Source organism: Rhizorhabdus antheiae (assembly GCF_049889055.1).
Taxonomy (GTDB): Bacteria; Pseudomonadota; Alphaproteobacteria; order Sphingomonadales; family Sphingomonadaceae; genus Rhizorhabdus.
The window spans coordinates 17587-43295 of sequence record NZ_JBLTWO010000008.1; the positions used below are offsets into that span (position 1 = coordinate 17587).

Here is a 25709-nt window from a genome sequence, read left to right on the forward strand (position 1 = left end):
CCCCAAGGCTTGCCGACCGGTTTCGATACGGCAGCGTCACGGACCATAACCGACGAGGCCCCTGCTGGTTGCAACACGCATGAACGGAAATTCGGTTCCCACGCCGGGATGATAGTGGCGCCGGGCCGGCGCATCCGATCGACGGGTGACCTGCTATTCCTGCGCGGCCGGTCCAGCTGCCCTGCATCGAATGCAATAGGTTGGGCGCGATCAAGGCGATCACCGCCGCCTATCTGGCGATGCATGGCGACGGCTACCACGTCGTCAGCCTCGACGCAGTGATCGAGACGATGCGCCGGACCGCTCTTCTGTCGGTAACCGTCTAGCCTTTTGACCTCTCCCTCACGATCTCGTGACGGAACGGCGGGAAAGCTGGCATGCCCGACACCGAGTAATGGAAGGGGTCGGCCGGCCAGTCGCATAGCCCAGCCCATATCACGCGGAAGGGATGCTCGGGGTGACGTGGCATCAGGGCGACCTCCACCAGGTCGACACTGTCCGACCCGGGCTCCAGCCTCAGTCGCACCCGTTGCGGATCGTAAACGAGGATGCTGCCCGCTTCGAAGGCGGTGGTTGCGATGGTGGTGCCTTCGAGGGTTTCGACGGAAAGCCGGTCGCTCTTCGTCAGAAAGATCACCGCGCGACGCGTCCGGACCGGCGAGGGGAGGGGCGCCATGTCTTCCGCAGCCGGCCCATATCGGACCGGCCTGAAGCAGCTTATCGTGAGTTCGCGATCCGAGCCGGCATGGAGGATCGCTCCGACGTCGTCCTGAGACAATGTTCCTGCAGCGTCGCCAAGAAGCCGTTCCGATGGCTCGGCCAGCATGATGTCCGTCCTGCCGGCGCGAGGCTGTCCCACCCAGTCGGGGCGTGCATGCCTGTTTTCGTTGGAAAGGTCGAAGATGAGCTGCTGGCGGATGGCTTCTACCGCCTCACCGTCCAGCCGCCCCTTCACGGCACCGTCGCGCTGCCATTGGTCCGCATGAGCGTCGGCCGTGTCGCTGACCGGACGCCGATCGGCCTGCAGATGGGCCTGGCTATAGCGGCTCATATTGGCGTTATGCGCCGTTCGGTCGATGAGAACGTCCGCGATCTTTTCGAGTGAGATCTGTGCGGCTGCCCGGTTGACGTGACAACCATCGAGATCGAACTCAGGCTTGAGATAGCCCCCTTCGGTCAATTCCGGCCATGTGTCGATGAATGCGATGTCGGCGTGGGAGCAGAACTCCTCCAAAAGACGATTGGCGACGATCGTGATCTTCGCCCTCACCGCTGCGGAAAAGACGAACCGCGTCCACCGTGCTGCGCGCTCATCGTCCGCAGTGCGCGGAGGCAGGCAGTGGATCATCAGGCGGCCAAAGCCTGCCGCCTGCAGCTGTTCGACGGTCTGCAGGAACGGTGTGAGAAGGGCCAGGACATGATCGACCACCTCGGCATGGGCGAGCATGGTCTTCGATTTGTCGACGCCATAGCCGGGGTCGTCGGGCAGGATGAAATCGCACCGGTCGGTGAAGTCGAGAAACATCTTGTGGATGTCGAGGTCGCCGGCGAACAATATCATCGGCGGCGCGATGAGCGGCTGGCCCGCGATATAGGCGGCCGATGGCTCGCAATGCATGAAGGCCGGTCGCAGTGATGCGTCGAAGATACCCTCGGCGATAAGCGCGTCGATATAGCCATTGTCGATGTCGTCGCCCACCGCATAGTCCGCCGCCAGCAAGGTCGGCAGAAAGCGGGTCCGGCACAGATAGGGATCCTTGGACCAGACCGGCCGGAAAAGAAGATTGCCGAAAACGATACTATGGCTCTCCCCGATCATGTGGATCGGAGAAGCGGCTCCCAGCAGTTCGATACCCATCCGGCTCACCGTCCCGCCATCTGGTCGGCCAGTGCCGCCATGACGAGATCTTCGTCACACATGGGCTTGGCGCTCGGCGGCGGATTATCCGTCGGTTCGATCGCGCCGCGCACCGCCTTTGGCACCTGCCCCATGAACTGGCGGTGGAAGGATTCCAGAACATGCGCGACCGCTGCATCCGAAACCGAGCGGTGATCGTCGAGGAAATACTGCTTGCTGTCGCCGCTGGCCGTCACGATTTCATAGGATGCGAAATAGTGCACATGCGAATGGCGCTGCACGATCTCCTCACAAGCGACGCGGAGCACCGATTTGGAATAGATCGTCGACTGCAGCACGTGGCGTGGCTCGAACGTGGCAAGCAGCGGCACGGGCGAGACGGTCAGGATCATCCGCGCCTTCGGGTTGACCGCCGCCAGTTCGGTGACGAAGGCGTCGAGATGGCCGACAACCTCATCGACCCGGCAATTGTGAAAGCTATGTCGTTCGGGATCGAAGTCACCGCCGAGGACCGATCCGGGGCAGGACGGAAAAACGGCGCCATCGACAGAGCTGTGCCAGATTTCGGTAAGGCCGAGGGTGAAGGCGAATATGTCGACCTCCTCGAACATCCGTCGGACGGCTGCCAGATGCGTCTCGCGGTCCCACAGGCACTCCTCTTCGCTGCGGAAACCGCCCGGCTGGACGGAGGGCCTGAACGGATCGACATAGTCCCCGCCGGGCAGTCGCCACAGCGGCTCGACCGGCGCATAATGGCCGAAGGCGCGGCGAAAGAGCTGCAACAGCTGCAGCGCGCTGTAGATATTGCCGTAGCGCGCGGAATACATGCCGTAGCCGAGCTCCTGCTTACGCTTTGGCGAAAGCAATGGAGGCCCCTGTTCGGTGACGAAATAATTATAGCCTTCCGACTGCAGCGAGGCCGACAGGCGCTGGGCGAAGCAGCTTCCCGCCGACGCGATCCTGTCGGTCGCGTCGATCTGGAGCTTCGTGTCGAAATGGGGATCGATGTCGCCTGGCTGTCGCCCGGAAACGCTGTTCCGCCAGCGCGCCTCAGGAGGGATGGCAAGATATGGAAAAGGCGCGGATTCGGCCACGTCGAGCCCTTCATGGGACATTGGAAATGCCCCGGTGCTAGCATCGACTTTTTAATGAACCGCTAACCATAAGGGCCGGGCTCGGCCATCATCCTGCTGGCCAAGCGGACTGATCGGGGTCGGGCGGTGAAATGTTGAGGGGGAGCTCCAAATCCGTGGTTACGCGATGAACCGACCTGCGGATGATCCTCGCTCTGTGGCAGAGCTGTTCGAGGCAGCCTGCCGGTCAGACGACGAAGCGGCATGGGACGCGATCGCGGCCTTGCATTATCGCGGATCGAGGGATGTGCTCGATCGGGCGTTGCTCCTGATCTGCTCCCCAGATCCGAAACACCGCGCTCGTGCTGCGGACATCCTCGGACAACTCGGTATCCCGGATCGCAGCTTTCCGGATGAGGGCTTCGCAGCGGTACTGCCGTTGCTTGAAGACGAAGCTCTGCCGGTTATGTCCGCCGCGATATACTCGCTCCAGCACATCGACGAGGAGCGGGCCACGCCGCACATCCTTCCCTTCGCGGATCATGCCGACGGTGGCATTCGCCTTGCCGTCGCACAGGCTTTGGGAACGGTCGACACGTCCGCTTCGCAGCACGCGTTGCTGAAGCTCATGAGCGATGTCGATCCGGACGTCCGCAACTGGGCGACCTTGGGCATCGGCCAGTTGAGTGAAGCCGACACCGACGAAATTCGTGAAGCCCTGAACGCGCGCTTGGCCGATGACGATGGGGACGTACGCTACGAAGCAATCATCGGCCTCGCCCGGCGGCGCGATCTCCGGTCTCTGGGTTATCTGAAGACCATGCTTCATGAGGAACCCGACGACGACGCCATCCGCTGGGCAGCGGCCATGCTCCTCGGTATCGATAACCGCGACGATGTTACCACATCCGATCTTCTCGGCGGGCTGCAGCGGTTACAGCTATGGAATAAGCGTCGGTAACGGATGGCGGCGGAATGAATGCAGCGTCACCGCAATTCCGTCACCGCAATTCCCTTCCCCTCCACCATGCTCCGCATGGTCCCCCTCCCCGTTCCGGGGAGGATATTTCGCGCCACGCCGCCCAAGTTCCTCCCCGGAACGGGGAGGGGGACCGTCCGCAGGACGGTGGAGGGGAGGGGCAGAGCGATGTCTACAAGAGAGCGGCGTGCCCCACGCCCTCTGCCCAAACTCAGTGCGGATTGTCCGCCGTGCCGCCGGCCGGGCCGACGCTGCCGACGCGGCCGATATTGCCGGGCAAATCGGAGACGGCCTACTATTTTAGGCGAATGTACTGACGCAGAGAGCTGGCGGTGAATGTGGTGGAGTTTCGAAGGGTGTCGCCGACGCACAGCAGAAATAGATATACTGTCCCCAATTTCCCTGATTTCTCTGCTATTGGATTGCCCCCCTGGATTGAGACAGAGAAATTAGGGACAGCCCTTTTTGGGAGGGGTATATGTCCAAAGTGGTTCGACGAAGATTTGGGCGGGCGTTCAAGCTTGAGGTGGTCCGGCGGATGCTGGCTGGCGAGAGCGGTACGGCATTGGCTCGGGAGTTGGGGATCAAGCGGACGATCTTGTACCGCTGGCGGGACGCGGTTCGCGACGGCGGTGAGGAAGCGCTTCGGGATGGTCCCGGTCGGCCGAACCGGGTCGAGCATGCCGAGATGGCGCTGGCACGGGGGCCTGCTGGGCGGGCGCGTGATCTTGCCGAGGCGCGCCGACAGATAGCCGAGCTGGAGCGCAAGGTCGGCGAGCAGCAGGTGGCGCTGGATTTTTTCAAGGGTGCCTTGCAGCGTATCGAGGCGTCACGCCAGCCGAGCGACGGCGCTGGCGCGACGGTGTCATCGCCGAGATCCAGGCGATGACGGGTCTGCAAGGCTCGGGATCGCCGCTGTCGGTGGAGCAGCTGTGCCGGTTGGCCGATGTGAGCCGTGCGGCCTTCTATCGGCGCTGGCAGGATCATTCTCCCCGGCAGGAAGAGACGGCGCTGCGCGATCATGTTCAGCGGCTGTGCCTTGGGCATCGCCATTATGGTTATCGTCGGATCGCGGCGCTGCTGAGGCGCGAAGGCTGGCAGGTCAACCACAAGCGGGTGTTGCGGCTGATGCGCGAGGATAATCTGCTGTGCCTGAGGAAACCTCTGTTCCGACCAGCGACGACCGACGCGCGCCACAGCTGGCGAATATGGCCGAACCTGGCCCGCCGCATCGAGCCGATGGATGTCGACCAGCTGTGGGTGGCCGACATCACCTATGTCCGTTTGGCCGAGGCGTTCGTCTATCTGGCAGTCATCCTCGACGCCTTCAGCCGCAAGGTGGTCGGGTGGGCGATGGCCGACCACCTCCGCGCCGAGCTTGCGCTCGATGCGCTGGCGATGGCGCTGGAACGGCGCCCTGTCCTGCCGGGAGCATTGGTTCACCATTCCGATCGCGGCGTCCAATATGCCTGCGGCGATTACATCGCCCGACTGGAGGCTGCCGGCATAGTGCCCAGCATGAGCCGAGCCGGATGCCCCTACGACAATGCTATGGCCGAGAGCTTCATGAAGACGCTCAAGCAGGAAGAGGTCATCGGCGCTGAGTACCGCGACCTGGCCGACGCCTCGGCCCGCATCGGTTCGTTCATCGAACAGATCTACAACCGCCAGCGGCTCCATTCCGCCTTGGCCTACCGATCGCCCGATGAGTATGAAGAAACGGCGCCAAGGGCTGCTGCGCAGCAGCCCTTGGATCTGGCAGCAACACGCTGTCCCTAATTATCGCGTCTCACCCAAAGGGTGCGGTCCAATATCTAGGATGTGAGCTTTTGGAGCGCGAGGCGATAGGCACCGTAAGAAGCGCACATGCCCGCAATTATCAGAGCGACCAGTTGCCAACCCGGGACTTCAGTCCGAAATCGCTCATAGAAAGATCCCGCAGCACCCATCGCGGCCAGCAGCATAGCGAATAGCATTCGTTCCACTAATTGGGATTTTCGATGCTTGTCCACTTGATCTCCTCCGTAAGCGCATTTCTAAAATTTTATTGTCGTTGGGCGAGTCTGCAACTGGTCGAAAGCGGATATCTATGAGTCCGGCCCCTAAGCCGCCTGCGCCAATCTCCCTCGCTCGTCCTTGCGCAGCGTCAGCACCTCGACGCCGGTCGCGGTCACCGCGACCGTATGTTCGAACTGGGCCGACAGCTTGCCGTCGGTCGTCACCACGGTCCAGCCGTCGTCGCGGGTCGCCACAGTGCGGCTGCCCTGGTTGAGCATCGGCTCGATCGTGAAGACCATGCCTTCGCGCATCTGGGGGCCGCTGCCGGGGCGGCCGAAGTTCAGGATCTGGGGTTCCTCGTGCATCTCGCGGCCGATGCCGTGGCCGCAATATTCGCGGACGACCGAATAGCCGTTCTTGCGCGCATGGCCCTCGATCGCAGCACCAATGTCGCCGAGATGGGCGCCGGGGCGGACGCGGGCGATGCCCTTCCACATCGCTTCCTGCGCCACCTTCGCGAGGCGGCGGGCAGCGGCGGGGACGTCGCCGACCAGATAGGTCTTGCTGGAATCGGCGATGAAGCCGTTCTTTTCCAGCGTGATGTCGAAATTGACGATGTCGCCGTCGCGCACGAACTCAGTCGCGCTCGGCACGCCGTGGCACACCACCTCGTTGATCGAGCAGTTGAGCACATAGGCGAAGCCATATTGCCCCTTGCTCGCCGGTCGGGCGGCGAGGTCGTCGACGATGAAGCGCTCGACCATGTCGTTGACCGCCATGGTCGACAGGCCCGCCAGATCGACCGTGTCGAGCATCTCGAACACCGAGGCGAGCAGCCGGCCGGAGATGCGCATCAGCGCGAGTTCGTCGGGGGTCTTCACCATGTCAGGCGGCCTCGGCGCGGCCAATGTCCGCCGCTGCCGGTGGCTTCTGCGCGGCGGCGCTCATCTGCATCCGCACGATGTCGTTGAAGGACAGGGTCGGATTGGCCTCGGCCAGCCGCCCGATCTTCATCCAGAATTCGGCCTGCGCGTTGATCGACCGGCACATCACCGTGCTGGCCAGCCGTATCTCTTCGTGCAGTTCGTCGTCGATCTTGACGATGCCCATATCCGCCTCGCATCTGAATATACGAACCGTATATGGTTCGTATATTCAGGCGTCAATGGCGGGAAGAGCGGGGCGTCAGGGGCGTTTCGGCTCCGCACCACCGCCCAGCGCACGATAGAGGCCGGCCGCGCTCGACAATTCCTGCCGCCGCAGGTCGAGCAGCGTCTGTTCGGCGGCATAGCGGCTCCGCTGGGCGTCGAGCAGTTCGAGCCGGCCGTCCACGCCCGCGCGGTAGCGCAGCGCCGACAGTTCGGCGCGCTTGACCGCCGCGTCGCGCGCCTTGCGCTGGGCGTCCTGCTGCCGCGCGAAGGTGGCACGGCCGGCCAGCCCGTCGGCGACTTCGCGGAAGGCCGACTGGATCGCCTTTTCATAATTGGCGACCGCGATCTGCTTCTGGATCTTGGCGACGTTGAGCTGCGCGCGCAGGCTGCCGCCCCGGAAGATCGGCTGGGTGATCTGCGGGGTGAAGGACCAGGTGCGGTTGTCGCCCTTGAACAGCTGGTCGAAGGACAGGCTGGTGAAGCCGAAGAGACCGGTGATCGACAGGCTGGGGAAGAAGGCCGCGCGCGCCGCGCCGACATCGGCATTGGCGGCGACCAGCTCATGCTCGGCCTGGCGGATGTCGGGCCGGTTGGCGATGAGGTCGGACGGCAGCCCGGCGGGCAGCTGGGTGATGATCGGCTGGTCCATCAGCGCCATCGGTGCGGGCAGGTCCGCCGGGATCGGGCTGCCGACCAGCAATTGCAGCGCGTTGGTCGCCTGCGACAGGCTGCGCTGCGCCGCCGCCAGATCGGCCTCGGCCTGCTGCGCCTGCCCCTCGGCCTGGGCGAGGTCGAGTCCGCTCGCCTGTCGCGCCTCGTGCCGGCGCCGGGCGATGTCGAGCGAGGCGCGCCAGTCGACCAGCGTGCGCTCGATCAGGCGCGATTGCTCGTCGGCCAGCCGCTCGGCCAGATAGGCGTCGACCACCGACCCGATCAGCGAGATGCGCGCCGCCTTCTGGCCTTCGTCGGTCGCCAGATAGCGTTCGAACGCGGCCTGACTCTGCGAGCGGAGCTTGCCGAACAGGTCGAGCTCGAAGCTCGTGAGCGCGGCATTGGCCGAATATTGCTGGAATTCGAAGCCGCTCGGCGCGTTGCCATTGCCGGGGATCGCACCTCCGACGCCGGCGGCAGCTGCGGCGGTCGGAATGCGCTGCCGCGTATAGGAGCCATTGGCATCGACCTGGGGCAACTGCGCCGCGCGGGCGACCCGGAACTGCGCCCGCGCCGCCTCGACATTGAGGGTCGACACGCGCAGGTCGCGGTTATTCTCCAATGCCAGCTCGATCAGCGCCTGGAGGCGCGGGTCGCGGAACATCGTCCGCCAGTCGATCGCGGCCGCGCTGGCGGCCTCCTCGGGCGACGCCTGCGGAAAGCTCTGCTGCACCGGGGGCGGGGGCACGTCGAGGCGCGGGTTCATCGAGCAGGCGCTGGTCATCAGCAGCCCGATCAGGGCGAGTTTACGCATGTCCATTCTCCAGCGCCGGATCTTCGCCGGCGCTCTTGTTCTCGTCCTTGGTCTTGGCACGACCGCGCAGCCGTTCGACCAGCTTCATCACCACCACGAAGAAGATGGGGACGAAGAAGATGGCGAGCAGCGTCGCGCTGATCATGCCGCCGAACACGCCGGTGCCGATCGCGCGCTGCGTCTCCTTGCTCGCGCCGGTGGCGAGCATCAGCGGCATGACGCCCAGGGTGAAGGCGAGGCTGGTCATCACGATCGGGCGCAGGCGCAGGCGCGCGGCGTGGATCGTCGCCTCCACCGTCGACATGCCCTCGTCGCGCGCCGCCTTGGCGAACTCGACGATCAGGATCGCATTCTTCGCGGACAGGCCGATGATCGTGATCATGCCCACCTTGAAGAAGACGTCGTTGGGCATCCCCGCGATGAACACCGCCGCCAGCGCGCCGATCAGGCCGAGCGGCACGACGAGCATGACCGACAGCGGGATCGCCCAGCTTTCGTACAGCGCCGCGAGCACGAGGAACACGATCAGCATCGAGAGGCCCAGGAGCAGGACCGCTTCATCGCCCGACTGCTTTTCCTGCAGCGACTGGCCGGTCCATTCGACCGCGAAGCCCGGCGGAAGCTGGGCGGCGAGCCGCTCCATCTCGCGCATGGCCGCACCGGTCGACTGGCCGGGGGCAGCCTGTCCGGCGATGCGGATTGCCGGATAGCCATTGTAGCGCACCAGCTGGAGCGGCATCAGCTCCCACCTGGTCGACACCAGCTCGCCCAGCCGCACGGGTTCGCCGTCGGCGTTGCGGACATAGAGGTTGAGCACGTCGTCGATGCTCATCCGCGACTTCGCCTCGGCCTGGACGATCACCTGCTGGAGACGCCCCTTGTTGGGGAAGTCGTTGACATAGGTGGAGCCCATGGCGGTGCTCAGCGTCGAGGCGATGTCGGGGAAGGCGACGCCCATGATGCGCGCCTTCTGCCGGTCGATCTGCAGCTTGACGCTGCTGCCGGGCGGCAGGCCTTCCGGATAGACGCCGGCGACGACCTTGCTTTGCGCGGCGAGGCCGAGCAGCTGGCCCTGGGCGGCCATCAGCGCTTCCTGCCCGCGATTGGCGCGGTCCTGAAGGCGCAGTGAGAAGCCCGAGGAGTTGCCGAGCCCGTCGATCGACGGGGGCAGCAGGCTCATCACCATGCCTTCGCGGATCTGCGAGGTCGCCTGGTTGGCGGCGCCCACCTCGTCGGCGGCCGAAACCCCGCTGCGGTCGCCCCAGTCCTTCAGGACGGTGAACACGAGCGCCGCGTTCGAGCCCGAGCCCGAGAAGCCGAAGCCCTGGACGACCACCGTGTCGCGCACCGCCTCGCGGCTCTGGTTATGCTTCTCCAGAACGGCGGTTGCTTCGGATGTCCGCAGCGTGGTCGAGTCCGCCGGCATCTGGAAGGCGGAGATGAAGAAGCCCTGATCCTCTTCGGGCAGGAAGGAGGAGGGGAGCTTGTAGAAGCCGAGCGCCAGCAGCGCGACGATCACGGCGAAGGCCGCCATCATCCGGCCCGACCGCTTGAGCAGGCGGGTGACCCAATTCTCATAGCCCTTGGTCATCGCCGCGAATTTGCGGTCGAACCAGCCGAGAAAGCCCTTCTTCTCCTCATGGCCCGTCACCGGCTTCAGCAGCGTGGCGCAGAGCGCGGGCGTCAATGTCAGCGCAAGGAAGGCGGAAAAGAGGATCGACACCGCCATAGCGACGGTGAACTGGCGATAGATCGCGCCGACCGATCCGCTCGACAGCGCCATCGGGATGAACACGGCGGTGAGCACCAGCGTGATGCCGACGATCGCGCCGCTGATCTCCCACATCGCCTTGCGGGTTGCGTCGCGCGGCGACAGGCCCTCTTCGGTCATCAACCGTTCGACATTCTCGACGACGACGATGGCGTCGTCGACGATGATGCCGATCGCCAGCACCATGCCGAACATGGTGAGCACGTTGATCGAGAAGCCGGTGATCGACATCACCGCGAAGGTGCCGAGCAGCGCGATCGGGGCGACGATCGCCGGGATCAGCGTGTAGCGGACCTTCTGCAGGAACAGGAACATCACCAGGAAGACGAGGATCATCGCCTCGGCGAGGGTCTCGACCACCTTCTCGATCGAGATCGAGACGAAGGGCGCGGTGTCGAACGGGATCTTGTACGACACGCCCGGCGGCATCGACTTGGACAGCTCGTCCATCCGTTCCTTGACGGCCGACGATGTGCGCACGGCGTTGGCGCCCGGCGATAGCTGGACGGCGAGGATCGCATTGGGCTTGCCGTTGACCCGACTGCTGCTGGCGAAGGTTGCCGCCGCCAGTTCGATCCGCGCGACGTCGCCAAGCAGGACGGTCGAACCGTCGCTGTTCGCGCGCAGCACGATCTGGCTGAACTCTTCCGGCGTCTGCAGCTGGCCGTCGACCGTCAGCGGGATGGTCACGCGCTGCTCGCCGACCGTGGGCTCGGCACCGACCGAACCGGGGGCGATCTGGACGTTCTGGCTGGCGATCGCATCGGTCACGTCGCCCATGGTCAGCTTGTAGCTGAGCAGCTTGGCCGGATCGACCCACACGCGCATGCCGCGTTCGGAACTGAACAGCTGGACGCGACCGACGCCGGGGATGCGCTTGAGCTCCTCGGATACGTTGCGCGCGGCATAGTCGCCCAGCATGCCGGCATCCGCATTGGGATTGTTCGACTGGATGCTGACCATCATCAGGAAGCCCGACGAGGCCGCCTCCACCGTGACGCCGGTCTGGCGGACGATCTGCGGCAGGCGCGGCTCGGCCGTCTTCAGGCGGTTCTGCACGTCGACCTGGGCCAGTTCGGGGTTGGTCCCCGGCTGGAAAGTCGCGGTGATCTGCGCGGCGCCCGAGGTGTCGGTCGAGCTTTCGAAATAGAGCAGGTTCTTGACGCTCGACAGTTCGCGCTCGATCAGCCCGACGACGCTGTCGTTCATCGTCTTCGGGGTGGCGCCCGGATAGGAAGCGTAGATGCTGATGCTGGGCGGAGCGATCGAGGGATAGCGCTCGATCGGCAGGTTCGGGACGGCGATCAGGCCCATCAGGATGATGCCGATCGCAAGCACCCAGGCGAAGACCGGGCGGTCGATGAAGAAGCGGGACATGGGGCTCTACCTCAGCGGGCCGGAGCGGCGTTGCGCCACGGCATCGGTTTCACCGTCGCGCCCGGCTGGACGCGGTCCTGTCCCTCGACCATCACGACGTCGCCGGGTTTCAGCCCGCTTTCGACGATGACCTTGCCGTCCTTCTCGTCGCCGAGCACGACATTGCGGGTCTGAACCTTGCCCTTGGCGTCGACGATGTTGACCGACGTCTGGTCGCCCATATGCGCGATCGCCTGGAGCGGGACCATGATCGCGTCGGACTGGGCGAGGCGCGGCAGCCGCGCGCGGACGAACATGCCGGGCAGCAGGGTGCGGTCGGCATTGGGCACCTCGACGCGGGCGATCACCTCGCCGGTGCCGGGATCGACGCTGATGCCGGAAAAGAGCAGCCGTCCCTTCACGCCATGGACGCGGCCTTCGCCGATGACGATGTCGACCGGCGCGCCCTGATTGGCCGCGCCCTTGCGGGCAGCCGCGCGCAGCGCTTCTAGGCGCGTCGCCGGCTGGCGCACGTCGACATAGACGCGGTCGATCTGCTGGACGGTGGCGAGCGGATTGGTGTCGCTGGTGCTCGCGAGGCCGCCTTCGGTCAGCACCGCCTGGTCGATGCGGCCGCTGATCGGCGAACGGATCGTGGCGAAGCCGAGATCCACGCGCCGCCGGTCGAGTTCGGCGCGGGTCTGGGCGAGGTCGGCGGCCGCCTGAGCGCGGGCTGCCACCGCGTCGTCATAGTCCTGGCCGCTGATGGCATCGCTGCGGGCGAGCGTTGCCAGGCGCTGTTCCTGCGTCCGCGCCCGGGCGAGGGTCGCTTCCGCACGCTTTACGGCGGCGGCGGCGCTGCCGGCATCGGCGCGGAAGGGGGCCGGGTTGATCTGGAACAGCGGCTGGCCCTCGCGGACCTCGCTGCCCTGCTCGAACAGACGCCGCTGGATGATCCCGCTCACCTGCGGGCGGATTTCGGCGACGCGATAGGCTACGACCCGGCCGGGCAGCTCGTCGGCGATCTGCACCGCCGCCGGCGCGACCGTGATGACCGAGACTTCAGGCGTCGGCGGCGGAGGCGGCTGCTGGGCTCCGCAGGCGGTCAGCACGAGCAGCGAAGCGGTGCCGAGAGCCAAGAGCGAGCGTTGACGTCCGAAGAGGTGGTGCATCGATAAAATCCACAGTGATCCAGTTATGACAGCGGCCAATGCATCGGCTTCGTCGATGCCGTGTGGGCGAAGTGTGGAGAAACTGTGGAGCGCCATGGCGGTTCCCCTGTCCTTTCGGGTAGGACGGCGGCAGGGGAGAGAGTAAGACCGTGAACAATGCGCTGATCCTGGTGGCCGAGGACGAGCCTGAAATCGCCGAGGTCATTTCGGCCTATCTCGAACGGGAAGGCTTTCGCACGGTGCGCGCCGGAGATGGGCGGACGGCGCTCGATATCCATATGGCGCTCAAGCCTGATCTTGTCATGCTCGACGTCCAGATGCCGCGTATGGATGGATGGGAGGTGCTTGCCGAATTGCGCCGGCGCGGTACCACCCCAGTGATCATGCTGACCGCGCTCGATCAGGACATCGACAAGCTTCAGGCGCTACGCATCGGTGCCGACGATTATGTCGTGAAGCCGTTCAACGCGGTAGAAGTGGCGGCGCGTGCGCGTGCGGTTCTCCGCCGTTCGGCCGGTTCGGCCGGCAGCCTGTTGCGGGTCGGCGCCATCACCGTCGATCTGGAAAGCCATATTGCGTCGGTCACCCCGGACGGCTCCGATGACGGCGTCATTCTTCCCCTGACGCTGACCGAGTTCCGCATATTGTCGCACATGGCGCGAGCCCCGAAGCGGGCCTTTTCGCGGGGCGAACTGGTCGATGCCTGCTTGCCGGGTGGCGAAGCGCTCGAGCGCACCGTCGACACCCATCTCAGCAAGCTCCGGCGCAAGCTGGAAGATGCGGGGGCTCCGGGTTTCGTCAACAATGTGCGGGGCGTCGGCTTCCGGCTGGCGGACCTCGCGTGAAGCTCCGCTTCACTGGCCTCGGCGGACAGATCGTCCTGTCGATGGTGGTGGCGACCATTGCGTCGGTCGTGCTGACCATCGTCGGCCTCTACGTCTTCTATGGTATCCTCGTCCGCACGGCGCCAGAACTTCTGTCCACAGCGACCCAATGGTTTCCCACCCGGCTCGAATGGGCCGTGATTTTAGGCCTCTGCACAGCGGCCGGCATTATCACGGTGATCGTCGCGCGGCGGCTGGCGCGCCGAATCGTTGCCCCGCTCGTCTCGGTCGCGCGTGCGGCCCGGCGCATCGCCGACGGTGATCTTGTCGCGCGGGCCGAAGCGGGCGACCGCTCGCTGCTCGAGGCGGCGATGCTGGTCGACGACTTCAACCTGCTCGCCGAGCGCCTCGATGCGGCGTCGCAGGCAGTCACCCGCTGGAACGCCGCGATCGCGCACGAACTGCGCACACCCGTGACGATATTGAGCGGGCGGTTGCAGGGGCTGGCGGACGGGGTCTTCCATCCCAATCCGCCGCTGCTCCGCTCGCTGGTCGCGCAGGTCGAGGCGCTGACCCGCCTGATCGAGGATCTGCGGACGGTGAGCCTGTTCGACGGCGGCCGTCTCGACGCGCGGCTGCTGCCGACCGATCTGGCGGAGGAAATACGCGGTGTCGTCCGGCTGATGCTGCCGGGGATGGAAGCGGTCGGCTTCCGCGTCGAGACGCAACTGGACGAGGGGCAGTGCGACGTCGATGCCGCGCGAGTCCGGCAGGCGCTGATGGCGCTGATGGAAAATGCGCAGCGCCATGCCCGGCCCTGCACGGTGCGGGTCCGCCTGACGCTCGACCGCACCCTCGCGCGGATCGACGTGATCGACGACGGGCCGGGCCTGCCCGACGATTTCGTTCCTTATGCGTTCGAGCCGTTTCGGCGCTATATGGAGGTCGACCGGCCGACCAAGGGCAGCGGCCTCGGCCTCGCCGTGGTCCTTGCCATCGCGCAGGTCCATGGCGGCACGGCCAGCTATGCGACGGTGGGCGGAGGCGCCTGTTTCAGCATGATCCTTCAGCGCAGCAGCGGCAGCACCAAAAGGCGCGAGAAGCAGCTCTGAAAAAATCCGGGGAACGGGGTCCCGCTCCGTTCCCCGGCGAGAGGGCTATTCGGCGGCCTGCGCCAGATCCTGGCGCGGGTCGATCGCGAGATCGGTGGTGTCCTGCCACAGGCCCGGCTCCGGAACGGGGGTGATGCCCAGTTCGGCCTGCACCTCGGTCAGCGGCATGTCGATCATCGCGCGCCAGTCGGCCAGCATCAGCGGATATTTCCAGTTGAGCCCCTGGCGCTGGCCCTGGACCTGCGCCTCCTGCACCAGGACATGCGCATCCGGGTAGAAGAGCACGTCCTTCAGCATCGTCTTCGCCTTCAGATAGATCGGGAAGCGGTTGAAGAAGGCCGCCAGTTCGGCGCAGAAATAGCGCGACTTTGACTGGAGATTGGCCTCGATCAGCGCGATCTCGCCGCCATGATTGGGGCCGAAACCGGTCACGATATGCTCGATGTCATGGGTGACGGCGGTCTGGCGGAGATAGAAGGTATAGTCGTTGACGACCGGGATCTCCTTGAACATGAATTCCAGCTCATAGCCGCTCGTCGCCATGAAATGGTGGATGGCCGCGCCCAGCGTGCCCGGCGCGCAATGCGCCACGTCGGCGAGGCGGAAATTGGCGAGGCTGCGCTTCTCCAGCCATTCGCGGAACTTCGGCAGCCGTGCCTTCTCCATCTCGAACAGCTCGACGATCCGCCCGACATTCTCCAGCTGGTGAAAGATCTGCGCGACTTCGGGGATATAGGCGGTCGGCGAAACGTCGGGGCCATTCCGGCGCAGCATCTCCTGCGCCACCATCTGCGGCAGGATGGGGTGGTTCAGATAGGGCGACGAACTGATCAGCACCGAACTGGCGGTGGTCAGCGTCACATTGCCCTGATTGAAATAGGCCATCTCGTCCGAGCTTATCTTCGCTTCCATGGTCTCTCTCCCCAATTCGTCTGCATTTACTCGGCCGGTTCGGCCACCAAATCGCGCGCCTCGACCCTCGGCGCCACGAATTCGCCCGGCACCGCGCCGGTATAGGCGCCGCCCTCGAAGGTCGGTACGCCATTGACCAGCGTCAGGCGGGTGGGCATCGCCTTCCGGCTGAAGCGCCAGGTCAGGCCGCCCTTGCCGTCGTCGAGGTCATAGACCTTCTCCATCTGCCGCCGCTGGATCTCGTCGAGGTCGAAAACCACGATATCGGCGCGCTTGCCCACCTCGATCGTGCCGCGGTCGTGCAGGTTGAAATAGCCGGCGAGCTTGCCCGTCAGGACGTGGACCGCCTGTTCGAGCGAGATCAGCTTGGCGTCGCGCGCATAATGGGTGAGCAGCAGGGCGTTCTCGCCCCCGCCGCACAGCATCTGGAGATGCGCACCGGCATCCGAAATATTTCCGACCGAACGCGGGTCGTGGAGCAGCTCGATCAGCCGGTCCTCATCCTTGGGCCAGGGCGCCATGTGGATGGTCGAACGCGTGCCGTTGGCGAGCATCCAGTCGGCCAGCGCGTCGGAAGCGTGAAGACCGCGTCCGTCGGCATAGGCCTGGAGGCTGATATTGATCGGTCCGGTCCCGTTCTCGCTGTCGATCAGCAGCAGGTTCTGCGGATTGGCCAGCGCCGACTGTTTCCAGATCTTGTTGTCCCAGCTGTCGCGGGCGCGGGCGCGCCAGTCCGGATCGGCGAGCAGCCGGGCCTTCTCCTCATGCGTCTCGGCAAGGACGACCTCATGCCAGACATAGTCGTTCGACTGGGCGAACAGCAGCGACTTGATCAGGCCGATCACGCTGGTGATCGGGACGTGCGCGGCCGTCGGCCAGACGTCGATTCCCGCTTCCTGCATCGCCAGCATCCGGGCCTCCATCGGCTCGCGGATCTTTTTCTGGAATTCGAGCAGAGGCAGTCCGCCTGCGACCTGCAACCGGATCGAGCGGCCTTTCAGCAGCCGTTCGAGCCGATCCATGCTCTGCGGGCCGGTCATCCGCATGAAGACGTCGACGATGACCTGATAGGTCGCGGCGGGATAGCGTTCGATCACGTCGAACAGCGCGGTCAGTTCGTCGTCGCAGGCCGACAGGGTCGGCACCGGACGGTCCGAACCGTCATGGTCCATCAGGTTGCACGAAAGGCCGAGCGCCCCGGCCGCGAGAGCGTCGTCGAGCAGGTCCGCCATGGCGGCAATTTCTTGCGGGGTGGCCTTTCGGGTCCACGCGTCCATGCCCATCACGGCGAGCCGCAGCGCGATATGGCCGACATAGGTGGCATAGTTGATCGGAACGCGGACCTGCCGCTCCATCGCGGCCTTATATTCCGACCATTTCAGCCAGTCCCACGGCATATGCTTGAGGAACAGCTGCTCGGGAATGTCCTCGAAGAAGGAGAAGATCCCGATCATTTCGCGCTGAATCGCCTTGTCGGGATGGAGCGGGGCGGCGCTGAAGCCGCAATTGCCCATGATCATCGTCGTCGTGCCGTAGCCGGGCAGGGGATCAAGATCGGGCTGCCACCACATGCTGCCGTCATAATGGGTGTGCGCCTCGATGAAGCCCGGCGTGACCTTGCACCCTGTCGCGTCGAACACGCGTTCGCCCTGCGGTTGCAGGTCTGAACCGATCTCGGCGATCAGCCCGTTGCGGACGCGGACGTCGGCCGGATAGGACGGGCCGCCGGTTCCGTCGACCACGGTCCCGTTCCTGATCAGCATGTCGGTCATAAGCCTCTCCTCGCTTGCGCCGGACGGGGCGTCTTCGGCCTCTCGTCAGACTGAGCAGGGAGCCTCCAATCGAGAGTCGTTGCAAGGCATAGCTTGCAGATCGGATCGATATACGACACCTATCGGATCGAAATGCGATCCGGACATGCAAGCGACGCGCTACTGGCGGTTTTGCGCAAAAGGCTGCGGGCCGGCGGCTGGACCGCGCCGCGCATCGCTGCCGAACTCGGCGTGGGCGAGGCAACGGTCAAGCGGTGGAAGGCCGGGCGCGGCCTCACGCTGCCCCGGCTCGAGGCATTGCTCGCCCTGTGCGGCCTGACCTTCGCCGAACTGGCGCGCGAAGCCGAGCAGGGCCAGACCGAGCTGGTGCGCGAACTCACCCTCGCGCAGGAGCGCGAGCTCGCCTCCGACGTTCTGCTCGCCTTCTTCTTCTCAGCGATCCTCGCCGACATTCCGCCACAGGAGATCGCCGAGGATTTCGAGATCGATCCCGCGCTGGTCGAGGCCAAGCTGGTTCGGCTCGAGCGGCTGGCGCTGATCGACCGACGCCCTGGCCTGCGCGTGCGGTCGCGGGTCGATCCGGCCGCGAGCTTCATGAAGACGCCGCTGCGGGGCATGTTCGAGACCTATATGAAGCCCCAGTTCATGGAGCTGGACTTCGCCGATCCCGATACGAGCTTCTCGGCCGAACTGGTCAAGCTCTCGCGCGCCGGCGCGGCGCGGCTGGCCGAGATGATCGAGCGCCACCGGCACGAGGTGCTGGCATTGGCCAAGGAAGATCGCGAACAGGCGCTGCTCGGCCAGCGCTGGTTCACCGCGCTGTCGGTCATGCGGCCGCTGAACACCGCCCGGCTGCGAGATCTCAGCCGGGTCGCGGGGGTCAAGGCACGATCGTCGTGAACAGATAGGCCAGGAAGATCACGATATGGACCATGCCGGGAAGGATGGTGGTCCGGCCGGTGCCGAGCGACAGCGCCGACACGATCAGCGACAGTCCGAGAAGGGTCATCGATTTCGCATCGATCCCGAGTGACAGCTTCCAGTCCATAACGATCGACAGAACCGCTACGGTCGGGATGGTGAGCCCGATGGTCGCGAGCGCCGAGCCCAGCGCCAGGTTGAGGCTCGTCTGCAGCCGATTGCGCCGGGCGGCCTTGACCGCCGCGAGGCTCTCCGGCCCCAGCACCAGTGCAGCGATCATGATGCCGACCAGCGTGAGGGGAAGGCCGGCGCCGAGTACCGCGGCTTCGAGTGTCGGCGACAGCTGCTTGGCCAGCAGCACCACGCCGACGAGCGCCACGACGAGCAGCGCGAAGGCGAGCCATGCCTGCACATTGCCAGGCGGCGCGGCGTGAACCTCTTCGGGAAGATGCTCGGCGCCCGCCGGCAGGAAATAGTCGCGGTGGCGCACCGTCTGGATCAGGACAAACGTGCAATAGAGAATGAGCGACACGATCGCGGTGAAGGCGAGCTGCGATGGCGAATAGACCGGGCCGGGGACGCTCGACGTGAAATTGGGCAGCACCAGCACCAGCACCGCCATGGCCGACAGCACGCAGAGCGCCGCATTGACGCCCTGGAGGACGAATTGCTGCTCATGATGGCGCACGCCGCCGCTCAGCAGACAGACGCCCACGATGCCGTTGAGGATGATCATGATCGCCGCGAACACCGTATCTCGTGCAAGCGTCGCAACCTCGCCGCCGCCCGAGATCATCAACGACACGATAAGCGACACTTCGATCACCGTGACGGCTATGGCCAGGACAAGCGTTCCGAAAGGCTCCCCCACGCGGTGCGCTACGACCTCGGCCTGGTGGACGGCGGCGAGGACGCAGCCGATCATGATCGTCGCTGCAGCGGCTGAGCCACCCCATTCGAGCGCAGGCAGACCGAGGCCGATGGCGAGCAGGCCGGCTATCGGGATGACGAGCGACCAATAGGGCAACATGGCTCCGCCAAGCAGGCGTTCGGACGGTTGGGTCATCAGGATGCTGGTCTCCTTGCGGTCGTTCGTTTCGGGCGGCATCTTTCCTCCGGTCGGGATTGGGCGCTGGACATGGTACGTTTCCCGCGCATGTCCCTTGCCGGAGCGTTCATGATGGTGATTGACCAACCGCCATCCGTGGCGAGCGTTCCCACGCGAATGGCAAGGCGTTAGGGGAAGGGAGCGAACAGCCGAAAGGACAGATATTTGCGCGCTCTTCTCTGCGAACGTCATGGCCCGCCCGAGGATCTGGTGCTGCGTGAGACCGCTGATCCGGTGCCCGGTGCCGGCCAGATCCTGATCGGCGTACGCGCGGCCGGGGTCAATTTCCCCGACAGCCTGATCATCCGCAACATGTACCAGATCAAGCCCGAGCTTCCCTTTGCTCCGGGCGGCGAGGCGGCCGGGGTGGTCGAGGCGGTGGGCGAGGGCGTGACGGGCTTCGCGCCCGGCGACCGCGTCTGCGCCATGACCCTCTGGGGCTCCTTCGCCGAGAAGGTCGTGGTCGATGCCGATGCGGCGGTGCGCATTCCCGACGAGATGCCCTTCGACGAAGCCTCGGGCTTCACCATGGTCTATGCAACCGGCATCCACGCCTTCGTCCAGCGTGCCGCCTTGCAGCCGGGGGAGACGGTGCTGGTGCTGGGCGCTGCCGGCGGCGTCGGCATCGCCGCGATCGAGATCGCCAAGGCGATGGGGGCACGGGTCGTCGCTGCCGCATCGAGCCCGGAGAAGCTGGAACTTGCCCGGTCGCACGGCGCCGACGCGCTGATCGACTATAGCCGGCCCGACTTCCGCGAGCAGCTGCGCGCCGCAACCGGCGGCAAGGGGCCCGACGTGGTCTATGATCCGGTCGGCGGCGATCTGGCCGAGCAGGCCTTCCGCTCGATCGCACCCAATGGCCGCTATCTGGTCGTCGGCTTTGCCGCGGGTACCATCCCGGCGATCCCGCTCAACCTGCCGCTGGTCAAGTCGGCGGCGATCGTCGGCGTGTTCTGGGGCGCCTTCATGAAGGCCGATCCGGAAACCCAAGCCGCGAACATGGAGCAGCTGTTCGCCTGGTATCGCGCCGGTGCGATCCGTCCCGAGATCAGCCGCCGCTTCGCCTTTGAGGACGGCGCGGCGGCGATCCGCTGGGTGATGGACCGCAAAGCCCTCGGCAAGGTCGTCGTGACGATGGACGTTGCCGGCTGACCCCGCGACGGGTCAGCGTGCGCTGGCCCGCCGATATTCGAGGCGGGCGATCGCCCGGTTGTGGACCTCGTCCGGACCGTCGGCAAGGCGCAGCGTCCGCGCCAGCGCATAGGCGGCGGCGAGCGGAAAGTCGTCGCACACCCCTGCGCCGCCATGCGCCTGGATCGCATCGTCGATCACCTGCAGCGCGAGGCGCGGTCCGGCGACCTTGATCATCGCGATCTCGAGCTGCGCGACCTTGTTGCCGACCTTGTCCATCATGTCGGCGGCCTTCAGGCAGAGCAGACGCGTCATCTCGATCGCGGTGCGCGCCTCGGCGACGCGCTGTTCCCAGACCGACTGGTCGGCGATGCGCTTGCCGAACGCCTCGCGGCTCATCAGCCGCGCGACCATCGCGTCGAGCGCCATTTCGGCAAGGCCGATCGAGCGCATGCAATGGTGGATGCGGCCCGGCCCGAGGCGGCCCTGCGCGACCTCGAAGCCGCGTCCCTCGCCCAGCACGATATTCGCGGCGGGCACGCGCACATTGACGAAGATCACTTCGCAATGGCCGTGGGGCGCGTCGTCATAGCCGAAGACCGGCAGCGCGCGGCCGATCGTCACGCCCGGCGCGTCGACCGGCACGAAGATCTGGCTGTGGCGCTGGTGGCGCTCGGCATCGGGATCGCTGACGCCCAGGACGATCAGCAGCTTGCAGCGCGGATCGCCAGCGCCGGAGATCCACCATTTGCGGCCGTTGATCACATACTCATCGCCATCGCGTTCGATCCGGGTCGCGATGTTGGTCGCATCCGAACTGGCGACGGCGGGCTCGGTCATCGCGAAGGCGGAGCGGATCTCGCCGTCGAGCAAGGGCCGCAGCCAGCGCTGCTTCTGCTCGGGCGTCCCGTAGCGGTGCAGCACTTCCATATTGCCGGTGTCGGGTGCCGAGCAGTTGAACACTTCGGATGCCCAGGTGACGCGGCCCATCTCCTCGGCGCAGGGTGCATATTCGAGATTGGAGAGCCCGGCGCCGCGATAGTCGCCCTCGTCATGGTCCGCTGGCGGCAGGAACAGGTTCCAGAGGCCCGCCGCGCGCGCCTTCTGCTTGAGCTCCTCGATGACGGGCACGGGCTTCCACCGCGTCGGGCCCTCGGCGATCTCGGCGTGATAGCGTTGCTGGGCGGGCAGAACATGCTCGGCCATGAAGGTGCGCACCCGGTCGCGCCACTCGACCTGCCGTTCGGAAAAGGTGAAATCCATGTCTCAGCGTCCTGTCTGGGCGAGCGCGAGCGCCGCGATGTCGTCGAGTTGCGCGGCGGCCTCGGCTGCCTGTGGGGACGACGCGGTGCCCCGGATCAGCCGGCCCTTGATGCCGTGGATGATGGCGGCGAGCCGGAACAGGCTGAACGCCAGATAGAAGTCGAGCCGGTCGATCCCCTCGCGCCCGGTGCGGCGGCAATAGGCGGCGACATAATCGGCCTCGGACGGAATGTTGAGCGCGGGCAGGTTGAGGCCCGCCAGACCGGTCGAAAAGCCGGGGGGCATCCGATAGACCATCAGATGATAGGCGAAGTCGGCGAGCGGATGGCCGAGCGTCGACAATTCCCAGTCGAGCACCGCGACGACGCGCGGTTCGGTCAGGTGGAACAGCATATTGTCGCAGCGGAAATCGCCATGGACGATGCTCGCTTCGTCGCCCGGCGGGATGTTCGCCGGCAGCCAGTCGATCAGCCGGTCCATCGCCGGAACGCGGCCGGCATCGGCGTCGTCGAGATATTGCTTCGACCAGCGGCCGATCTGCCGCTCGAAATAATTGCCGGGCCGGCCATAGTCGTCTAGCCCGACCGCTGCGGGGTCGATGCTGTGCAGGCCGGCGATCGTCGCGTTCATCGCATCGAACAGCGCCGAGCGCTCCTCGCGGGATACGCCGGGGAAGGCGGTGTCCCAGAAGTTGCGGCCCTCGACCAAGTCCATCACGTAGAAGGCGGTGCCGATCACCGCCTGGTCTTCGCACAGGCCATGGGTCTGCGGCGTCGGGAAGCCGGCGGCATGCAGCGCGCTGATGACGCGATGCTCGCGCTCGACCGCATGGGCCCCCTTCAGCAGCGTGCCGGGCGGCTTGCGGCGCAGCACATAGTCGCGCGTCGGTGTGTGCAGCTTGTAGGTCGGGTTGGACTGCCCGCCGGAAAACTGGCTGACCGTCAGCGGTCCCGCATAGCCGGGGACATTGTCTTCCAGCCATCCGGCCAGCGCCGCCTCGTCGAACCGATGCGCCTCGCGGACCGCGCCGAGACCGCGATCAGCCATTGGCCAGCGCCGGTTCGGTCTGGGCGAGTGCGCGGGCGAGTTCGAAGCGGGGCTGTTCGAGACCGGTGTGCGGCACCATTTCGTCGGTCCGGTCGGCGATCCGGTCGAGGCTCGCCAGCAGGCGTTCCGCCGCATCGTCGCCGGTCCCGATATATTCGCCTTGCGTCATCGTGATATGCGCGCATTCGAAGCTGCCGGCGCCTGCGCACAGGATCATCCCGTTGGGCGCCTGCTCCGACACCAGCACGAGCATTGCGGGAGAGACGGCCTCGGGGGCGAGCGCTGCCAGTTCGGCCTCATCCATGATATCGGCGGTCATCCGCGTCGCGGCAGAGGGCGCGAGGCAGTTGACCCGGATGTCGTATTTCGCGCCTTCCTCCGACAGCGTCTTCATCGCGCCGACGAGGCCCAGCTTGGCCGCGCCATAATGCGACTGGCCGAAATTGCCCCACAGACCCGACGACGAGGTCGTCATCATGATGCGGCCATAGCCCTGGCTGCGCATCTGGTCCCACACCGCCTTGGTGCAGTTGATCGATCCCATCAGGTGGACTTCGACGACGGCGCGGAAATCGGCGAGGTCGAGCTTGGCAAAGGTGCGGTCGCGCAGGATGCCCGCATTGTTGACGAGAATATCGACCCGGCCCCAGCGCTCCACGGTTTCGGCGACCATCGCCTGGACCTGATCGACATCGGTAACGCTCGCGCCATTGGCGAAGGCCTCGCCGCCGGCGGCGCGGATCTCCTCGACCACGGCCTCGGCCATCGCGTTGCCGCCGCCCGATCCGTCGCGCGAACCGCCGAGATCATTGACGACGACGCGCGCGCCGCGCTTCGCCAGCAGCAGCGCATGGGCGCGGCCAAGGCCACCGCCGGCCCCCGTAACAATGGCCACGCGGCCGCTCAGATCGATGCTCATCCTCTCCCCCTTCTTCTTATTGTCTCAAAGGCATTCGACGGGCACGACGGCGACCAGATCGCTGCCGGCCTCGACCGGCCGAAGCCAGGCGTCGATGCGCGGTATCTCTCGTTCGAAATAATAGCGGCACGCCCACAGCTTGCCCGCGCGGAATGGCGTTCCGGTGTCGCCCTCGCACAGCAGTGCGCGGTCGAGCCACAGCCAGCCCGAGACGGCATGGCCGAAGGCGCGCAGCAGCGGCGTCGCATGCGCCGCGATGCGGCTCGCGTCCCATGGCTCGATCAGGTCGAGGGTCTCCGCCAGCCGTTCGAAAACGTCGGCCAGAATCTCGCTTTCCGCTGCCAGCGACGTGGAGGCGGCGCGGGCGCAGCAGTCGGTCACCCGCTCGCGCAGCAGGCCGAAGGCGGTGCGGTCGCGCAGCAGTTTGCGGTTGACCAGGTCGAGCGCCTGGATGCCGGTCGTGCCCTCGTGGATCGGGTTCAGGCGGTTGTCGCGCCACAGCTGCTCGACGTCGAAGTCGCGCGTATAGCCATAGCCGCCATGGACCTGGATCGCGATGTCGTCGGCGATTAGCCCATATTCGGAGGCCCAGGTCTTGGCGATCGGGGTGAGCAGGCCGAGCAGCGTGTCGGCCGCCGGATCATGCTCGGCATCGTCGACGAGCCGAGAGCAATAGAGGGTGAGGGCGACCGCGCCCTCGCCGAAGCATTTGGCCGCGAGCAGCATGTCGCGGACGTCGGGATGCTCGACGATCGGGCGCGATTCATGTCCCTTGCCGGCGCTGGGAGAACGTCCCTGCACCCGCTCCTGCGCATAGCGCAGCGCATGGCGATAGCCGCGATAGCCGAGTGCCGCAGCACCCAGGCCGACGCCGATGCGCGCCTCGTTCATCATCTTGAACATCTGCGGGAGGCCCTGGCCCGGCTCGCCGACCATCCAGCCGATCGCGCCCTCATTCTCGCCGAAATTGAGCAGGCAGTTGGTGGTGCCGCGATAGCCCATCTTGTGGTTGAGGCCGGCGACGGCGATGTCGTTGCGGGCGCCCAAGGGCAGGATCTTGGGCACAATGAACAGCGATATGCCGCGCGTGCCGGGGATCAGCCGGCCGTCCTCGTCGGGCACCTTCGCCAGCACCAGATGGACGATATTCTCCGCCAGATCATGGTCGCCGCCCGAAATCCACATCTTCCGTCCCGACAGGCGGAAGCGGCGGCCGAAGCCGTCCTCGCCATCGGCTACGGCACGCGTCGTGACATCGGCCAGGTTGGATCCGGCCTGCGGCTCGGACAGGCACATCGTCCCGAACCAGCGCCCGGCGATCTGCGGCAGGGCGAATTGCTCGATCTGCAACGGCGATCCGAAGGCCGCGATCAGCCGGGCATTGGCCGTGGTCAGCATCGGATAGGCGGCGGTCGAGACGCTCGCCGCGAGGAACTGTGCGAAGGAGGCGTTGGCGAGCAGGCTGGGCAGCGCCATCCCGCCCAGCTCGGTCGGAAAGCTGGCGGAGAAGAGGCCCAGTTCGGCATATTGCCGCAGCGCGTCGCGGATCGCCGGGTGCGCCTTCACGCCATCAGGGCCGAGGCTCGGCTCCTCGCTGTCGATCCGCTTGTAATGGCTGAGGAAGGCGTCTTCGGCGAGCTTGGCCGACAAGTCCAATATGGCATCGGCTGATTCCCGGTCGAGCGCGTCCGCGCCGCTGCGGGCCAGCACGGCGCCGAGGCCGAGCCATTCCCACAGAAGAAAGTCCATTTCCTCGCGCTGGATCAATAGGTCGCTCATCACCCTCCCATGGAATCGCTCAGGATTCTTTTGCAGTTGCGAATAGGTCTGTGCCTTCATAGCGTCGAATATCAAAGCCCGATCAATGGCATCGCCAA

The 25709-nt window shown here is 65.7% G+C and carries 21 protein-coding genes and 1 pseudogene; 8 read left to right on the forward strand and 14 right to left on the reverse strand.

From position 1 onward, the window contains the following. Window positions 1-170: 170 nt before the first annotated feature. Window positions 171-302: pseudogene (locus tag ACNI3R_RS15000) on the forward strand (L-serine ammonia-lyase, iron-sulfur-dependent, subunit alpha); the annotation flags it as partial. A gap of 20 nt (window positions 303-322) precedes the next feature. Here ACNI3R_RS15000 and ACNI3R_RS15005 read toward each other — a convergent pair. Further along, window positions 323-1867, reverse strand: coding sequence for a hypothetical protein (locus ACNI3R_RS15005; protein ID WP_426184742.1), 1545 nt, complete (start codon window positions 1865-1867; stop codon window positions 323-325). Then, entirely contained in the window at window positions 1864-2973 is a 1110-nt protein-coding gene (locus ACNI3R_RS15010; protein ID WP_426184744.1) for a GSCFA domain-containing protein, read from the reverse strand. Before ACNI3R_RS15010 ends, ACNI3R_RS15005 begins: the two co-directional genes overlap by 4 nt. A 175-nt stretch (window positions 2974-3148) precedes the next feature. Between ACNI3R_RS15010 and ACNI3R_RS15015 the strand changes: the two genes are divergently transcribed. The 3 genes from ACNI3R_RS15015 (at window position 3149) to ACNI3R_RS15025 (ending at window position 5689) form a co-directional block, all read left to right on the forward strand. Further along, complete coding sequence (locus ACNI3R_RS15015; RefSeq protein ID WP_426184746.1) at window positions 3149-3892, forward strand: HEAT repeat domain-containing protein; 744 nt, start codon at window positions 3149-3151, stop codon at window positions 3890-3892. 496 nt (window positions 3893-4388) lie between these two features. Further along, the gene (locus ACNI3R_RS15020; RefSeq protein ID WP_426184748.1) at window positions 4389-4799 is read left to right on the forward strand and encodes a transposase; all 411 of its coding nucleotides are present in this window, start codon (window positions 4389-4391) and stop codon (window positions 4797-4799) included. Next, window positions 4796-5689, forward strand: coding sequence for an IS3 family transposase (locus ACNI3R_RS15025; RefSeq protein WP_426184750.1), 894 nt, complete (start codon window positions 4796-4798; stop codon window positions 5687-5689). Before ACNI3R_RS15020 ends, ACNI3R_RS15025 begins: the two co-directional genes overlap by 4 nt. Before the next feature lie 323 nt (window positions 5690-6012). Here the strand turns inward: ACNI3R_RS15025 and map are convergent, their stop codons facing one another. The 5 genes from map to ACNI3R_RS15050 all read right to left on the reverse strand — a co-directional run bounded on the left by map (window position 6013) and on the right by ACNI3R_RS15050 (window position 12823). After that, window positions 6013-6792 carry a type I methionyl aminopeptidase gene (map, locus tag ACNI3R_RS15030; protein ID WP_426184752.1) on the reverse strand — a complete coding sequence of 260 codons (780 nt, stop codon included), beginning with the start codon at window positions 6790-6792 and terminating at the stop codon, window positions 6013-6015. Between the two features lies 1 nt (window position 6793). Continuing rightward, the gene (locus ACNI3R_RS15035) at window positions 6794-7018 is read right to left on the reverse strand and encodes a ParD-like family protein (protein WP_426184754.1); all 225 of its coding nucleotides are present in this window, start codon (window positions 7016-7018) and stop codon (window positions 6794-6796) included. 75 nt (window positions 7019-7093) lie between these two features. After that, on the reverse strand, window positions 7094-8524 hold the full coding sequence (locus tag ACNI3R_RS15040; protein ID WP_426184756.1) for an efflux transporter outer membrane subunit: 1431 nt from the start codon (window positions 8522-8524) through the stop codon (window positions 7094-7096). After that, complete coding sequence (locus ACNI3R_RS15045; RefSeq protein WP_426184758.1) at window positions 8517-11672, reverse strand: multidrug efflux RND transporter permease subunit; 3156 nt, start codon at window positions 11670-11672, stop codon at window positions 8517-8519. Before ACNI3R_RS15045 ends, ACNI3R_RS15040 begins: the two co-directional genes overlap by 8 nt. 11 nt (window positions 11673-11683) lie before the next feature. Continuing rightward, window positions 11684-12823, reverse strand: coding sequence for an efflux RND transporter periplasmic adaptor subunit (locus ACNI3R_RS15050; protein ID WP_426184760.1), 1140 nt, complete (start codon window positions 12821-12823; stop codon window positions 11684-11686). Between the two features lie 149 nt (window positions 12824-12972). Here ACNI3R_RS15050 and ACNI3R_RS15055 point away from each other — a divergent pair, with 149 nt between their 5' ends. Next, window positions 12973-13668 carry a response regulator transcription factor gene (locus ACNI3R_RS15055; protein WP_426184762.1) on the forward strand — a complete coding sequence of 232 codons (696 nt, stop codon included), beginning with the start codon at window positions 12973-12975 and terminating at the stop codon, window positions 13666-13668. Next, on the forward strand, window positions 13665-14759 hold the full coding sequence (locus tag ACNI3R_RS15060) for an ATP-binding protein (protein WP_426184764.1): 1095 nt from the start codon (window positions 13665-13667) through the stop codon (window positions 14757-14759). Before ACNI3R_RS15055 ends, ACNI3R_RS15060 begins: the two co-directional genes overlap by 4 nt. Before the next feature lie 45 nt (window positions 14760-14804). Here ACNI3R_RS15060 and ACNI3R_RS15065 read toward each other — a convergent pair whose 3' ends face one another. Both ACNI3R_RS15065 and ACNI3R_RS15070 read right to left on the reverse strand, forming a co-directional pair. After that, complete coding sequence (locus tag ACNI3R_RS15065; protein WP_426184766.1) at window positions 14805-15671, reverse strand: hypothetical protein; 867 nt, start codon at window positions 15669-15671, stop codon at window positions 14805-14807. Between the two features lie 26 nt (window positions 15672-15697). Further along, window positions 15698-17443 carry an N-acyl-D-amino-acid deacylase family protein gene (locus ACNI3R_RS15070; RefSeq protein WP_426184768.1) on the reverse strand — a complete coding sequence of 582 codons (1746 nt, stop codon included), beginning with the start codon at window positions 17441-17443 and terminating at the stop codon, window positions 15698-15700. A gap of 132 nt (window positions 17444-17575) precedes the next feature. Here ACNI3R_RS15070 and ACNI3R_RS15075 point away from each other — a divergent pair, with 132 nt between their 5' ends. After that, window positions 17576-18343: a helix-turn-helix domain-containing protein gene (locus tag ACNI3R_RS15075; protein WP_426184770.1), complete on the forward strand. Its 768-nt coding sequence runs from the start codon at window positions 17576-17578 to the stop codon at window positions 18341-18343. On the opposite strand, the gene ACNI3R_RS15080 is transcribed toward ACNI3R_RS15075, so the two are convergent. Further along, window positions 18324-19472 carry a calcium:cation antiporter gene (locus tag ACNI3R_RS15080; RefSeq protein WP_426184772.1) on the reverse strand — a complete coding sequence of 383 codons (1149 nt, stop codon included), beginning with the start codon at window positions 19470-19472 and terminating at the stop codon, window positions 18324-18326. The two genes, ACNI3R_RS15075 and ACNI3R_RS15080, sit on opposite strands and share 20 nt — an antisense overlap. Window positions 19473-19637: 165 nt before the next feature. On the opposite strand from ACNI3R_RS15080, the gene ACNI3R_RS15085 reads away from it, so the two are divergent. Next, window positions 19638-20624 (forward strand): NADPH:quinone oxidoreductase family protein, encoded by a 987-nt coding sequence (locus ACNI3R_RS15085; protein WP_426184774.1) that lies wholly within the window; start codon window positions 19638-19640, stop codon window positions 20622-20624. A 12-nt stretch (window positions 20625-20636) separates the two neighbouring features. On the opposite strand, the gene ACNI3R_RS15090 is transcribed toward ACNI3R_RS15085, so the two are convergent. Genes ACNI3R_RS15090 through ACNI3R_RS15105 form a run of 4 tightly spaced genes read right to left on the reverse strand, consistent with a single transcriptional unit; the run spans window position 20637 to window position 25611 of the window. Continuing rightward, on the reverse strand, window positions 20637-21866 hold the full coding sequence (locus tag ACNI3R_RS15090; RefSeq protein ID WP_426184776.1) for an acyl-CoA dehydrogenase family protein: 1230 nt from the start codon (window positions 21864-21866) through the stop codon (window positions 20637-20639). Window positions 21867-21869: 3 nt separating this feature from the next. Continuing rightward, the gene (locus ACNI3R_RS15095; RefSeq protein WP_426184778.1) at window positions 21870-22913 is read right to left on the reverse strand and encodes a phosphotransferase; all 1044 of its coding nucleotides are present in this window, start codon (window positions 22911-22913) and stop codon (window positions 21870-21872) included. Further along, window positions 22906-23832 carry an SDR family NAD(P)-dependent oxidoreductase gene (locus ACNI3R_RS15100; protein ID WP_426184780.1) on the reverse strand — a complete coding sequence of 309 codons (927 nt, stop codon included), beginning with the start codon at window positions 23830-23832 and terminating at the stop codon, window positions 22906-22908. The genes ACNI3R_RS15095 and ACNI3R_RS15100 overlap by 8 nt, the downstream gene beginning before the upstream one ends. A gap of 24 nt (window positions 23833-23856) precedes the next feature. Beyond that, a complete protein-coding gene (locus ACNI3R_RS15105) occupies window positions 23857-25611 on the reverse strand; it encodes an acyl-CoA dehydrogenase (protein ID WP_426184782.1) in 1755 nt (584 codons plus the stop codon). Between the last annotated feature and the right edge of the window lie 98 nt (window positions 25612-25709).